At 68.2% G+C, this 12,759-nt stretch carries 14 protein-coding genes; 8 read left to right on the top strand and 6 right to left on the bottom strand.

The window, feature by feature from the left end; genetic code table 11:
* Window positions 1–318 precede the first annotated feature (318 nt).
* Window positions 319–771 (top strand): hypothetical protein, encoded by a 453-nt coding sequence (locus IEX72_RS03155; protein WP_188785930.1) that lies wholly within the window; start codon window positions 319–321, stop codon window positions 769–771.
* Complete coding sequence (locus IEX72_RS03160; protein WP_188785931.1) at window positions 771–1,256, top strand: metal-dependent hydrolase; 486 nt, start codon at window positions 771–773, stop codon at window positions 1,254–1,256. The genes IEX72_RS03155 and IEX72_RS03160 overlap by 1 nt, the downstream gene beginning before the upstream one ends.
* Before the next feature lie 93 nt (window positions 1,257–1,349).
* Here the strand turns inward: IEX72_RS03160 and IEX72_RS03165 are convergent, their stop codons facing one another.
* From IEX72_RS03165 to IEX72_RS03175, 3 genes are all read right to left on the bottom strand, one after another.
* Entirely contained in the window at window positions 1,350–2,702 is a 1,353-nt protein-coding gene (locus tag IEX72_RS03165) for a hypothetical protein (RefSeq protein ID WP_188785932.1), read from the bottom strand.
* A gap of 244 nt (window positions 2,703–2,946) precedes the next feature.
* The gene (locus IEX72_RS03170) at window positions 2,947–3,357 is read right to left on the bottom strand and encodes a hypothetical protein (protein WP_188785933.1); all 411 of its coding nucleotides are present in this window, start codon (window positions 3,355–3,357) and stop codon (window positions 2,947–2,949) included.
* Window position 3,358: 1 nt separating this feature from the next.
* The gene (locus IEX72_RS03175) at window positions 3,359–4,063 is read right to left on the bottom strand and encodes an RAD55 family ATPase (RefSeq protein WP_188785934.1); all 705 of its coding nucleotides are present in this window, start codon (window positions 4,061–4,063) and stop codon (window positions 3,359–3,361) included.
* A gap of 136 nt (window positions 4,064–4,199) precedes the next feature.
* On the opposite strand from IEX72_RS03175, the gene IEX72_RS03180 reads away from it, so the two are divergent.
* Together IEX72_RS03180 and IEX72_RS03185 are read left to right on the top strand one after the other, a co-directional pair.
* Complete coding sequence (locus IEX72_RS03180) at window positions 4,200–5,282, top strand: NAD(P)/FAD-dependent oxidoreductase (protein WP_188785935.1); 1,083 nt, start codon at window positions 4,200–4,202, stop codon at window positions 5,280–5,282.
* Window positions 5,283–5,385: 103 nt separating this feature from the next.
* Window positions 5,386–6,165 (top strand): CehA/McbA family metallohydrolase, encoded by a 780-nt coding sequence (locus IEX72_RS03185; RefSeq protein WP_188785936.1) that lies wholly within the window; start codon window positions 5,386–5,388, stop codon window positions 6,163–6,165.
* 40 nt (window positions 6,166–6,205) lie between these two features.
* On the opposite strand, the gene ahbB is transcribed toward IEX72_RS03185, so the two are convergent.
* The gene (gene ahbB / locus IEX72_RS03190; protein ID WP_188785937.1) at window positions 6,206–7,252 is read right to left on the bottom strand and encodes a siroheme decarboxylase subunit beta; all 1,047 of its coding nucleotides are present in this window, start codon (window positions 7,250–7,252) and stop codon (window positions 6,206–6,208) included.
* Between the two features lie 126 nt (window positions 7,253–7,378).
* On the opposite strand from ahbB, the gene IEX72_RS03195 reads away from it, so the two are divergent.
* The 3 genes from IEX72_RS03195 (at window position 7,379) to IEX72_RS03205 (ending at window position 9,840) form a co-directional block, all read left to right on the top strand.
* Complete coding sequence (locus tag IEX72_RS03195) at window positions 7,379–8,452, top strand: anthranilate phosphoribosyltransferase (RefSeq protein WP_188785938.1); 1,074 nt, start codon at window positions 7,379–7,381, stop codon at window positions 8,450–8,452.
* A gap of 121 nt (window positions 8,453–8,573) precedes the next feature.
* On the top strand, window positions 8,574–9,395 hold the full coding sequence (locus IEX72_RS03200; protein ID WP_188785939.1) for an HAD-IIA family hydrolase: 822 nt from the start codon (window positions 8,574–8,576) through the stop codon (window positions 9,393–9,395).
* Window positions 9,396–9,666: 271 nt separating this feature from the next.
* Window positions 9,667–9,840 carry a hypothetical protein gene (locus IEX72_RS03205; RefSeq protein ID WP_188785940.1) on the top strand — a complete coding sequence of 58 codons (174 nt, stop codon included), beginning with the start codon at window positions 9,667–9,669 and terminating at the stop codon, window positions 9,838–9,840.
* A 37-nt stretch (window positions 9,841–9,877) separates the two neighbouring features.
* Here IEX72_RS03205 and IEX72_RS03210 read toward each other — a convergent pair whose 3' ends face one another.
* Both IEX72_RS03210 and IEX72_RS03215 read right to left on the bottom strand, forming a co-directional pair.
* Window positions 9,878–10,276 (bottom strand): OsmC family protein, encoded by a 399-nt coding sequence (locus IEX72_RS03210; protein ID WP_188785941.1) that lies wholly within the window; start codon window positions 10,274–10,276, stop codon window positions 9,878–9,880.
* Window positions 10,277–10,443: 167 nt separating this feature from the next.
* A complete protein-coding gene (locus tag IEX72_RS03215; protein WP_188785984.1) occupies window positions 10,444–11,160 on the bottom strand; it encodes a metal-dependent hydrolase in 717 nt (238 codons plus the stop codon).
* 205 nt (window positions 11,161–11,365) lie between these two features.
* On the opposite strand from IEX72_RS03215, the gene IEX72_RS03220 reads away from it, so the two are divergent.
* The gene (locus tag IEX72_RS03220; protein ID WP_188785942.1) at window positions 11,366–12,679 is read left to right on the top strand and encodes a sulfatase-like hydrolase/transferase; all 1,314 of its coding nucleotides are present in this window, start codon (window positions 11,366–11,368) and stop codon (window positions 12,677–12,679) included.
* Window positions 12,680–12,759: the final 80 nt, after the last annotated feature.

Here is a 12,759-nt window from a genome sequence, read left to right on the forward strand (position 1 = left end):
GAAATCGCATATCCGATCGGTCGGCGGTCGGCTCCCGCGAGGAAAAATCCGATTCGCGTGCGGGCACACACGAGCGACTCGCGCCCGCTCGCGGGAGCGCTCCGACGGGTGGGCTCGTCGGTCACCTCAACCGAGACGGTGATTGTCTCTTCTCCGACCCAGGAGCCTGCGTCGCCGTCTCACCCGACACGTTGGCCGCCTCTTCTCCGATCGGGAGACGTATCGGGGTGTTCGCGACGGGATTGTAACGATGGTGTCCCGAACGCGGCGGGTTTCGCCCGGCGCTTGATATAAGTCGTGACCCCCCAACCCTGGATCGTGCGACGACTCGTGATTTTGCTGGGGCTCTGCCTCGCGGCGGCGGCACTCGTCGTGGGGTTCGGGGTGCAGTTCAACGGCACCGACGCCTACCCCGATGCGGAGGGAATCGACGCCGACTACGACGCCCACGTCGGAGAGACCGTCCACATCTGGGGGGAGGTCACCGCGGCCGAGAAGGGGTACGTCGTGGTCACCGCGGACACCCTCTCGTTACGGGTGAGCGACCCCGCCCCCGACGATGTCGCGGTCGGGGATCAGGTTCAGGTGTACGGACGGTTGGCTCCCGGCCAGCGGCTCGTAACGACCGCCTCCGACGTCCAGTCGCCCGAAGCCCTCCGGAACATGTACGCGGTCTCGATCGTCGGGATCGCGCTCGCCGCGGGGTCGTTCCTGCGACGGTGGCGTGTCGACACCGATCGGTGGGCGTTCGTGCCGCGGGAGGGCGAGTGATGCCGGATCTGCTCACACACGTCCTGATCGCGTACGTCTTCGGGGCTGCCGCAGTGTGGTGGGCCGACACCCCTGACCGCTACCTCCCGGTTGTACTCGTCGGCGCGGCCGCGCCGGACGCCATGAAGGCGACGGTGCTTCTGGGAGTCACCACGGGCACGGCGTTCGGGGTTCCCTACTCGTTTTGGGGACTCCACACGCTCGGCGGCGTCGCTGTCCTGAGCGGGATCGGGGCGGTCACACTCGCGGCGTCGGAGCGCCGCACCGGGTTCTGGCTTCTGGCCTGTGGCGGGGTCAGCCACCTCGTCTTGGACCTGTTCGTGCTCCGGGTCGACGGGGTCGCGCCGCCGTACCTCTTTCCGGTGTCGGGATGGCTGCCGCCCGCCGCGAACCTCTACACCAGCACGGACCTGTGGACGATCCCGGTGGCGCTGGCGCTCGCGCTGGCGGTGTTGGTGATGCGTCGCCGGGCCGCCGCCGGGTGAGACGCGCGGTGCTCATACTGTCGGCTATAGTCGCGTGACGTATTTCGACACCCCGGGGTGTCGAAAATCTTCACGTAGTTATAGCCGACAGTATCACGAGGTCCCGTTGGGTGAGTCGGTGTTCCGCCCCGTGACCTCCGCCGAGAACGTGGTGGCCTCGGGAACCGACACGACGGCGTCGGTCATCCAGCACCCCTCGTACTCGCCGCCGTCGATCTTGCGCAATCGGAACGTGTACTGGCCGGTCACGTTGCCGGTTTCGCGCGTGGTCACGTAGACCTGGGCGTCGTCGTCGCTTGACTGGACCGGGGTGTACTGGGCGCTATCGTGCGACAGCATCGGGCTGTACGTCGGATTCTCGATGACGCGAACGAACTGGTCGAACGTCCGGATGGTCTGTCGGTTTCGTGGCGACGCGAACCGCCGGACCGTCCGGATACCGTCGTCGGTCGTATTGTTGTTGTATTTCAGGGCGTTCATCTGGATCTGGACGACGTGGAGGAACGACCGCCCGCAGGTCGGGGCCGGCCGGACGTTCCTGTCTGTTTCGGTGTCGTCGACAAGCGGTCGTCCGTCGGATTCGGACCCCGGCTCCGGCGTGGGTGTCGCCGTCCCGGTCGCGACCGCACCGCTCTCGTCGATCAGATCCCGGGACCCGCGGCGGATCTCGGCGTCGGAGAGCCCCTCGGTGTCGACCGGACCGGGAGCCGCGAACGCGCCCGCGTCGCCGTCGGTGGACACCTCGGCGGCGTACACCACGCCGCCGGTCACCGCGAGGATCACACCCACGAGCACCGCACCCACCGCGATCCCGGCGCTGCTTCGCGTTACCGCAGCGCCGGACCGCTCGTCCCCGGGTCCGAGTCCGTCCCGGCCCTCGGGCGTCGGACCGCTCCGGCGTCCAGCCGCACCGTCGGCGGCCGACGCCCCGACCACCGACGCGGTCGAGTCGTCCGACGTACCCGCGTCCGGACCCGATCCGGCGGCGGTGCCGTCGCCGTCCGCGCTCCCGCCTGCCACAGCCGCCGGTGTCGGGTCCGGTGCGTACGACGCCGACCGCGCCGGCGTGTCCAGCCACTCCTCGGCGATCGACTCCGCAGCCGCCGGCGACACCGCATACAGGAGCTGGTGTCGGAGATCCGCCGCGGTGCGGACGGAGCCGTCCGACGTACCCGCCGTGCTGTCGGGCCCGACAACGACCACGTCGGGCGGTTGACCCGTCGGTTCCGGGCGGTCAGTGTCCGCGTCGGATCCGCCGGGAGCGATGAGGATCCGGTCCCGGTCGTCGCCGTCGTCAACGGTGACGATCGGCGGGTCGACCTCGACGCCGGCCGTTCCGTCGGCGGCTGCCTCGAGCCGGCCGACGAACGCCGCGAGCGCGTCGCGGTCCAGCCGGTCGACGGCAGCGTCGAACGTCTCAACGGGGATGGGCGCGCGGTCAGTCACGGGGCACTACAGCCTCGATATGGTGTGAGTGGTGTACCTACTTTCAGTTTGTGGCTGGCTCCGCCGGTCGCGCCGACTGTCGGCGACGACGGGGCGGTGAACCGCCTCGGGGTCAAGCCCCGTGGCATCCGCCTTGTTCTCTGTGAAGTCGATCCGCGTCGGTCCCGTACTACTGACGTTGGTCTCCTGCCGCCCAGCACCGTCGATGGAGGTGGCGCTCGGCGGTCCACAGCGGGAGTTCCCGTCAGGACTCCCGGTTGTGCCCCAGGAACGCCGGGAGCCGGAGCCGGTCGAGGTCGTCGGCGTCGAACGCGTCGAGCAACGCTGGGCGATCGATCGCGTCAGGGCGTCGGGAGTCGACCCGGTCGGCCGGCAGCTCCGGCGACGGCGCCTCAGGGGTCTCGACGAGTTCCTCCCAGGCCTCCTCGTCGGCGTCGTGGTGCGTTCGGACGTTTGCGGCCTCTCTAACGCCCTCCTCGTAAGCCAGGTCGAGGACGCTGCGTTCGTACGCGCTCGACGCCAGATCCCGGATCCGCGACCGCTCCGTTCGGTTCGTGTGCCCGAGTTTGGCGGCGATCCCGAGGGCGTACATCCGCCTGACCGCCTCCTCGCCCGAGAGCGACTCCCAGTCGGTGTCGAAGGTACGATTGTACATCTCAAAAGTCCACGCGTTTGGTCGGGTCGATCACCAGCCCCTCGTCGGTGAACCGGAGGGACCGGATGTCGGAGTCGATGTCGGTGCCGCGCATCTTCACGACCTGGATCCCCCGGGTCATGCCGGTGGCCTCCAGGTAGTTGTGGAAAAAAACGACGCCGTGGGCCAGAAAATGCTCGTCGGAGTAGGCGCTGGGGTCTGTCATCTCCGATATCAGAAGGGTAGTGGCATCACACCCTTTCAACGCGGTGAGAAACCGGGTCATCTCTGTGTCGCCCTCAGTGAAAAACAGCTCCAGAAGCATCGTTGAGTCGATCACCAGCCGTTCGATGCCGCGGGCGTTGACGAACGCGACGAGCTTCTCCGACAGCGCTCCCACGCTCGAAGGGCCGCCGCTCCCCGACGACTGGCTCAGCAGGCGTCCAGCCCGCTTGCTCGTCAGGTTCACGAACCGGAACTGCTCGGAGGTGGTGAGCGTCTCGAACCCGAACTCGTAGCTGGCCATGTCCTCGACGAGTTCCTCGCGGGACTCGTGCATCGTGACGTACAGGCAGTTCTCCCCGTTTCTGAGCCCCTCGGAGATGAACTGCGCGGTAAACGTGGTCTTGCCGCTCCCTGGGGGCCCCGACAGGACGTACAGCCGCTCCGGAAGGAATCCGCCTTGGACCAAGTGGTCGAAGCCGCTGACACCGCTCGGTATCCGCATACCCAGGTCCTCAGTATCCCCACAAATAACGGTTCCGGGGAGATTCTCACACAACGAAACGCCGGGCGAGCGCGGTCACGACAACCGGAACAGGGGTCGCCAGAAGTCTAAAGCGCGTCGCGTCCCCCAACCCGATATGGGAGACTCAGACGACTCCGTCCAGCCCCCGACGCCTGGGCCGGGTGATCCGATCAACGTCGGTGTCGTCGGTGCGGGCGCGGCGGGCACCGCCGCGGCGTACGCCCTCCGCGACGCCGACGCGACGGTCACGATACTCGAGAAGAGCGGCGGCGTCTGCGGGCGGGCGGCGACCCGCCGGAACGAGGGCTGCCGATACGACCACGGCGCCAACTACCTCAAAGACGCCGACGAGTGGACCACGTCGCTGATCCGGGGGCTTGACACCGACGGGCTGGTCGACATCGACAAGCCAGTGTGGACGTTCGACGCCGACGGCGAGGTCGCCGAGGGCCACGGCAACGACGGGAACAAGTGGACCTGGCGCGCGGGGATCACCCAACTGGCGAAGCGGCTGCTCGCGCGGACCGACGCCACAGTCCACAGCCGGACCCGGGTGGAATCGATCGAACGGACGGGAGCGGCCTGGCGCCTCACCGACACCGAGGGTGCCGACCACGGGCCGTTCGATTCGCTGCTCCTGACACCGCCGGCGCCGCAGACCGCCGACCTCCTCGAGGCGACGGCGTGGGACGACGACCGGGTGGAACCGCTCGTCGATGCCGTCGACGCTGTTCCGTACCGGACGATCCGGACACTGGTGCTTCATTACCCGTTCCGGGAGTCGTACCCGTGGTACGGCCTCGTGAACACCGACAGGGGACACGCCGTCGGGTGGCTCTCCCGCGAGGAGTGCAAGCCCGGCCACGTCCCCGACGGCGAGAGCCTGCTTGTCGTCCAGATGAGCCCGACGTGGTCGGACGCCCACTACGACGACCCGGTCGACGACGCCGCCGCCGCTGCGGCCGGCCACGCGGCGTCGCTGTTGGGCGACGATCGGTACAGGGACCCCGACTGGGTCGACGACCAGGGGTGGCGGTACGCGCTGCCCGACGAGGCTGCCGCAACCGAGCCGGTGCGGGCCGTCGAACCCGCCGGGCTCTACGCCGCCGGCGACTGGGTGGCCGGCGAGGGCCGGGTGACAGCGGCGCTCCGGAGCGGCCACGCGGCCGGCGAGCGAATCCGGGCGGACCGAGCGTAGCGGGTTGCGGTCGCCCCGGTCGCCCGACCGGAGCGTGACTCCCGCGACATCACAACACACCCCGGTAGACAAGCTTTAGCGCCGTGCCCGATAATCATACACTGTGTCGCTCACCGCCAGGATCGACCCGCACGTTCACTCGGAGGCCTCCTACGACGGATCAGACCCTTCGGAACTCATCCTAGAGCAGGCCGCAGACATCGGGCTCGACGCGGTCGTGATCACCGATCACGACGTGATCCACGAATCCGTCCGTGCGGCCGCGCTGGCGCCGAAGTACGGGCTCGTGGGGATCCCCGGCGTTGAGGTGTCGACCGCAGACGGCCACCTGCTGGCGATCGGCGTCGCTGAGATGCCGCCGCGCCGTGAACCGATGGCCGAAACCGCCGCGTGGGTTCAAGATCGTGGCGGGGTCGCCATCGTACCCCACCCGTTCCAGCGCAGCCGCCACGGCGTTCGGAAGCGCCGGCTCCGCGGCGTCGACCCCGACGCGATCGAGGTGTACAACTCCTGGGCGTTCACCGGGTGGAAAAACCGCCGAGCGCGGCGGTACGCGACGGCGTACGGCTACCCTGGCGTCGCGGGCAGCGACGCCCACAAGGTGGGGTACGTCGGCCGCGCGTACACCGAGATCGACATCGACAGTGTCACCCGCGCGGACCTGACGAGCGAGGGACTCCTCAACGCTGTCCGCGACGGCGCACCCCGGGTCGAGGGTCGGCGGACGCCGATCCCGATCTCCGCCCGACACTACGGGTGGGCGGGCGCCCGGAGGAGTCGGTATTACGCCAAACACGGCGCAACCAGAAGCGGCGCCCTCGCGAAGACCGGCATCGTCGGAGTCGCGCGGACGCTCTCTCAGATCTCGCCGCTCTCGTGGTAGGCGCGGCCGGCAGTCGGACACGCCGGTTGGGGAGTCGACCTCACTCCGTGCCGGCGCTCACCAGTTCGTCGTACCGCGCGCCGGTCTGTTTCAGCGTCTCCGTGGAGTAGAGCCGCTCGTGGGGGAACGGCAGGTGTTCGGCCGCGAGCTCGTCGATCTTTCCGTCGACCGCGTCGGCTTCCCGACCGTGGATCATGGTGAAGAGGTTGTACCCCCACTCCTGGTCGGGGCGGCGCGGGCGGTGGTAACACAGCGTGACGTACGGGAGTTCGCCGACCGCCTCCCCGCGGGCGTCGAGTTCGCCGTCGGGAACGTCCCAGACAACCATGCAGTTGGCGTCGAACCCGGTGACGACGTGATTGACAACACACCCGATCCGTTTGATACACCCGTCGGCACGCAGCCGATCGACCGCCGCCACAACCTCGTCGACGTCGGCATCGATCGCCGCGGCGATGTCACGGTACGGCGTCGCAGAGAGGGGAAAGCCGTCCTGGATCTCGACCAGCAACCCGGCGTCGAGGTCGGAAAGCCCCGCGACCGCGTCCTCGGAGATCCGCGTCGCCGACGCGTCGGTCGCGGCCACGCTCTCGCGAGCGAACGCGTCATCGTTAACGACCGGGAACTCGAGGTCGATGTAGTAATCGGTGAGCATCGGGAGGTTCAGCACGTCACACCCGGTTTTGGCCTCGATCTCCGCGAGGATCGCGTCGCGCTTCTCCCGGGACGCGGCGGTGACGACGAACCACATGTTCCACTCGTGGTCGCGCCGGTAGTTGTGGTTCACTTGGCGGTAGCCGTTGATGACCGCCGCAACCTCGTCGAACCGGGCCTCGGAGGCCGACACCGCAGCCAGCGTGGAACTCCCGATCACCGGGGGGTTGAGAACCGCGCCGAACCGCCGGAAGACTCCGCGTTTCCGGAGGCGCCGAACCCGTTCCAGCGCCTCTAACTCGTCGATCCCGAGTTCGTCGCCGATAACGCGGAACGGCTGTTCGACCACCGGGAATCCGCTCTGATACTCGTCGACTAACGCGGCGTCGGCTGCGTCGAGGTCGGCGCGCCAGTCGTCGTCCAACGCACTCATTGGATGCATATCGAACCGGACGAACCTACCTATTTCGGCTGTGGTGCGGTGGGAGGCGAGCCAGCGAATCCAGCGTCGCGGGAGCCGAGCGGTCCATTTTTGATGCTCGGGGCGTAACTGAAACGTATGGCACAAGCGCCGGAGCCCGTCGAATTCGGGGAGTGGCCGTTGAAACGACTGATGACCGAGGTCGTCGGTTCAGGGGTCAAATCCGCCGAGGACCTGACCCGAGAGCAGGCGACCGACGCGATGCAGCGGATCCTGGCGGGCGAACCCGACCACACCACTCTGGGGGCGTTCTGGATCGCGAACCGGTGGAAGCACAACGTCGCCGCGGAACTGGCCGGGTACACCGACGTGATCACCGACGACGTCGTCTACGCCGAACCCGACGCCGACCCGGTCGACTGCGGCGCAAACTACGACGGAAAGGGCGACACCGCGATCCTCGGCGCGGCCGCGGGGGTTGTCGCCGCCGGCGCGGGCACGCCCGTGGTCGCCCACTCCGGTGACCGGGTGCCGACACAGAAGCAGGACGCGTACAAACACGTCCTCGACGACCTCGGGATCCGAACCGAGATCGACCCCGAAGAAAGCGCTGCGATGGTCGACGAGACCGGGTTCGGCTTCTACTACCAGCCGGCGTTTGCGCCGCACGTCGACGGCCTCCACGGCCGTCGCGACCAGGTGGGCGTACGGACGTTCCTCAACACGGTCGAGACGATCCTCAACCCCGCGCGGGCGAACGTGCACCTCGGCTCCTTCTACCACCTCGCGTTCGCGAAGAAGATCACTGACACGTTCGACCTGATGGCGTCGCAAAGCCCCGACCGCGTCGTCATGTTCCAGGGAATGGAGGGGTACGACGACATCCGGCCCGGGTACACGAAGGTCGGCGAGTGGACCGACGGCGAGTTCACCGACTACGAGATCGAGACCCCCGAGTACGGCATGGACTTCGAGTACGAGGATCTCGAAGTCAATCCCGACGACGTTGCGGGCGACTCCGCGCAGTTGACCGAGGAGATCCTGGCGGGCGACCGCGAGGACCATTTCGCGGACGCGGTCGCGCTCAACGCCGCGTTCCGGATCTACGCCCGCCACGACGCCGAGACGCTCGATGACGGGCTCGAACGCGCGCGAGAGAGCATCGACTCCGGCGCCGCAGAGGCCGTTCTCGAGGACCTGCAGGCGTTTTGAGCGGGGACGTTCGCCGCCGCCCGGACGCTGCTGTCGGGGCGACACGGTGTGAGGCGTCTGCCCCGACACCGCAGTCGAGTGACCCGCCACGTTCAACACCGTACTCCCACTACCGTGAGTGATGAGTGTTCGCGGCGTGATCTTCGATGTGGACGGGACCCTCGTCCGGGGTGAGGAGCCACTCCCGGGTGCGGCCGCCGGCCTCGCGGCGGCCAACAACGCGGGACTCCGGCGACTGTTCGTCTCGAACAACCCCACCAAACCCCCCGAGGACTACGAGCAACGGCTCGGGCGGGCGGGGTTCGACGTCGACACCGAGGAGGTGATCACCGCGGGCAGTGTCTCCGCCCGCTACCTCTCGGAACACCACGCCGACGACCGAGTGGCCGTCGTCGGCGAGCGGGGGTTCGTCGATCTGCTCCGGGAGGTCGGGTTGTCGGTCGCTGCCGTCGACGCCGACAACGCGAACCGAGTCGCGGGCGCGGCGGACCCCCCCGATCCCGATGTGTTCGTGGCGTCGATCGACAGGGAGTTCCACTACCGGACGCTCAGCCGATGCCTTCGGCTGCTCGACGACCCCACGGTTACGTTCCTCGGGACGGATCCCGATGTCGTTATCCCGGCACCGGAGGGCAACCTCCCGGGTTCGGGCGCCGTGATCGACGCGATCGCGAACGTCGTCGGCCGCGACCCGGCGGCGATTCTGGGCAAACCCAGCCGGATCACGCGGGACGCCGCGCTCGACCGACTCGGGCTGGCTCCCGACGAGGTTCTCGTCGTCGGCGACCGGCTCGACACCGACATCGCGCTGGCCGACGGGTCGGGAATGCGGACCGCCCTGGTCCTGACTGGCGTGACCGACGACGCCGACCTCGACGCGTCGCCGATCAGGCCGGACCACGTCCTCGACTCGCTTGCCTCGCTGGAAACGCTTCTCTCGTAGCCACTCCGACGGGGTCTTGCACACTTGTGACGAACTCGGGCGCAGAGCTCCGACCGAGGTGCCTCAATGAGTCGGCACGTCCCGACGAATCCACCCGACGCCGGGAGCGCGACCGAAGAACCCGCGGCGGCCGACGACTGAGACGGCTTCCCGCCGGGCTTTCGTTTCCCGTCTACTGTCGGCGGCGCGTGCGTCGCCGTGCGGTCCGGTGTCCGAGACGTGTGGTAACGTCTGACAAAGAACTATATGTGATCGTTGCGTTCACCCCGGTATGGACCAGCAACCGAACAGTCCGTACGTCCACTCCGACAACGCGCCCGAACCGGCCGGCCCGTACGTCTCACACGATGCGGTGGAGGAACGGTCCGTCCCGGATCCCGAAGGACGGGACCTCGTCATCGCAGACGGCGAGGCGATGAGTTTCCGGGCGTACGCTCGGGAGTGACAGGCGAGATCACCGGGACCCCGCCCCCGTCTCGGAGCTAGAAGGCGTCGGCGTGGGCGGTGACATCGGCGCGGAGTTCCTCTCGGAGCGCCGAGTGGACGTGGCAGATGCCTTCCGCGCGGTCGACGATCTCCCCGAGCGTTTCGTCGTCGAGGTCGGATTCCACGTGAACGTCGAACCGGATGGCTTCGAGGTCGTCGTCGCCGTCGAGGTCAGCGTCGGCGTCGATCTGCACCTTCCCGAGGTTATCGTGACCGCGCTGCTGGCCGCCGACCCGGAACGCCGGAAGGAAACACGCGGCGTAGTCCGCCACGAGCACGGTGTTCGGGTCCGGTCCCGCCTCGCCCGTGGCGTCGATAGTGAGTTCGAACTCCCCGGCGTTGCTCGTGCTCTCGAAGCCCTCGTCGCTGACTGTCGACGTCTGAATGTCGCTCATTGCGTCCGCACAGACGCGCCGGCGTGTCCTAAATGTACCTGTACCACGCTGCCGGGCGACCCCGACGTGTATCCCGCCCGCCCTGACCGGCGAACCGGCCCGGTCGTGTGACCCGTATCGGATTGCCGGCGTCACCCGGATGGCCGGCGTCACCCGGATTGCCGGCGTCACTCGAGCGTGAACGACGCGTCGCCGTCAAGCGCGTGGACCTCGGCGTCGGAACCAGTCGCTCTCACCTCGCGAACGAACTCGTCGGTGTCGATCTCGATCGGGGGGAAGGAGTCGTAGTGCATCGGGAAGACGTGGTCGACATCCAGCCACTCGACCGCGATCGCGGCCTGGGTCGGTCCCATCGTGAAGTGGTCGCCCGCGGGGAGTGCGGCGGCGTCGGGCTCCAGATACGGTCCGATCACGTCTTTCATCTCCGACATCAGCCCGGTGTCGCCGGCGTGGTAGAACGTTGTCGCTTCGGGGTCTGGCTCCTGGGTCGGCTTCGTGTCGCTGATAATGAAGCCGGCGGGCGTGCCGAGGCTGGTCTCATACCCCGTGTTGAGTCCGTTGGTGTGGTCGGCGCGGTGCATCGTCACGAACGCGTCGCCACACTCGACGGTGCCGCCGATGTTCATACCGATGGTGTCCTCCACCCCGACCTCGCGCTCCAGGTAGCTGGTCATCTCCGGGACGCCCACGGCGGTCGCGCCAGTGAACGCGCCCGCGTCGGCGACGTGGTCGGCGTGACCGTGAGTCAGCAGGAGGTAGTCCGGCGTCTCGACGTCTGCGGCCGCGAGATCGGTGTTGGGGTTGTCGAAGAAGGGATCGATCAGGAGTGTTGTGCCGCCGACGTCGACGTGCCACGTGGAGTGGCCGTGCCAGGTGAGTTCCATCGTCATACTCCGGCGAGACGTTCGGCTGGACCGATCATAAAACGTCCCCTCCCCGCCACGCAGCAGACAGGCGCGCCGCCCGACAGGGTCGCCGATTCGCCCGCACTCGTACCCGCACGTACCCCTCAGTATCGCTCCGTAGCCGACAGTGTCTCACACCCTCGGACTTAGCGAGCGATAAGTCGGAGCCGTGCGCTGTGGGGGTATGCCCGCCGGTCGGCCGAACGTGCTGCTCGTCGTACTGGACTCCGTCCGCGCCCGAAACTGTTCGCTCTACGGGTACCGACGCGACACGACACCCTTCTTGCGGACGCTCGCCGCCGAAGCGACGCTGTACACCCAGGCCCGGGCCCCGTCGAACTGGAGCCTGCCGAGCCACGTCAGCATGGTCACCGGGATCGAGACCCACGCCCACAAGATCACGACCCACGACCGGCTCCGCCCCGGGCACACCGTGTTCGACACGCTCGACAACCGGGGGTACCGGACCGGCCTGTTCACCGAGAACGGCTTCCTCGCAAGCCACGAATCCGGGCTCAAGAACGCATTCGGGACGGTTCGGACCGTCCCCGACGACTACGATTCGGTGTACGACACGACCGAGCTCAACCCCGGGCCCGACGGGTTCTATTACGCCGATGCGTTCGAGGCGTGGCGGGTGGACGGCACAGAGCCGTGGGCGGCGTGTCTGAACCTCATGGACTCCCACCGACCGTTTGAGCCGCGGGCGCGGTTCGACCGGTGGAGCGACGTGCGGGCCCGCGCGCTCCAGTCCGACCTCCCCACCCGGTGGGAGTGGGCGTTCCACGGGGGCGACCGGCCATACGGGCGGCTCTCGGAGCTCGAACGCCTCTACGACGGGGGGATCCGCCAGGCTGACGCGGTTGTCGAGCGGGTTGTTGACCGGCTCCACACGTCGAAGGACCTCAACGACACGCTGCTCGTGATCTGCGGTGACCACGGCGACGGGTTCGGCGAGCCGGGGCTGCTCGACGGGGAGCCGCCCGCAGTCTCCCACATCGTCCCGATGCACGAGACGCTGCTCCGGGTGCCGCTCCTCGTCCGCCCACCGGGCGGGAACGACGGCCGGACGTGTCACGACCCCGCGGCGCTGACATCGTTCCCCGAGGTGACACTGGACGCCGTCGAGGGCGCCCCAGTCGCTGACGGGTTCGCACGCGACCGTGTCTACGCGACGAAACAGCCCGTCACCGCGACGTTGCGCGAGCGGTTCGAGGACGCCTGCGCCGACCCCGACCGGTTCACGGCGCCGAGCCGCGCCGTATACCGGCCGGACGACGCCGATCCGAACGCGGTCCGGAAGCGCTACTACTGGGGCGCCGAGGGGGTGGAGTGTCGGATCCGTGCGCCCGGAGACGCTTCGGTGGTCGACCGGATCACGCCAGACCGCGTCGACGCCGCTTTCGACGACCCGGACCCACGCGTTCGGATTCCGCTCGACGGCCGGCAGGTCACTGACGACACCCGAGAGCAGTTGGCCGCCCTCGGCTACTACTGACATCCGGTGGAGGGTGCTCCCGCTCCTGATCGCCGTCGATCGGTCGGAGCCGGATGGAAAGACCGAAACACTACGCCCAC

This window comes from Halobellus salinus (assembly GCF_014646875.1).
Lineage (GTDB): Archaea > Halobacteriota > Halobacteria > Halobacteriales > Haloferacaceae > Haloquadratum > Haloquadratum salinum.

Excerpts from the sequence above, each read along its gene's own strand:
- IEX72_RS03160 (WP_188785931.1), top strand. The coding sequence starts at position 771 with ATGCCGGATCTGCTCACACACGTCCTGATCGCGTACGTCTTCGGGGCT.
- IEX72_RS03170 (WP_188785933.1), bottom strand. The coding sequence starts at position 3,357 with ATGTACAATCGTACCTTCGACACCGACTGGGAGTCGCTCTCGGGCGAG.
- IEX72_RS03175 (WP_188785934.1), bottom strand. The coding sequence starts at position 4,063 with ATGCGGATACCGAGCGGTGTCAGCGGCTTCGACCACTTGGTCCAAGGC.
- IEX72_RS03180 (WP_188785935.1), top strand. The coding sequence starts at position 4,200 with ATGGGAGACTCAGACGACTCCGTCCAGCCCCCGACGCCTGGGCCGGGT.
- ahbB (WP_188785937.1), bottom strand. The coding sequence starts at position 7,252 with ATGAGTGCGTTGGACGACGACTGGCGCGCCGACCTCGACGCAGCCGAC.
- IEX72_RS03195 (WP_188785938.1), top strand. The coding sequence starts at position 7,379 with ATGGCACAAGCGCCGGAGCCCGTCGAATTCGGGGAGTGGCCGTTGAAA.
- IEX72_RS03200 (WP_188785939.1), top strand. The coding sequence starts at position 8,574 with ATGAGTGTTCGCGGCGTGATCTTCGATGTGGACGGGACCCTCGTCCGG.
- IEX72_RS03205 (WP_188785940.1), top strand. The coding sequence starts at position 9,667 with ATGGACCAGCAACCGAACAGTCCGTACGTCCACTCCGACAACGCGCCC.
- IEX72_RS03210 (WP_188785941.1), bottom strand. The coding sequence starts at position 10,276 with ATGAGCGACATTCAGACGTCGACAGTCAGCGACGAGGGCTTCGAGAGC.
- IEX72_RS03215 (WP_188785984.1), bottom strand. The coding sequence starts at position 11,160 with ATGGAACTCACCTGGCACGGCCACTCCACGTGGCACGTCGACGTCGGC.
- IEX72_RS03220 (WP_188785942.1), top strand. The coding sequence starts at position 11,366 with ATGCCCGCCGGTCGGCCGAACGTGCTGCTCGTCGTACTGGACTCCGTC.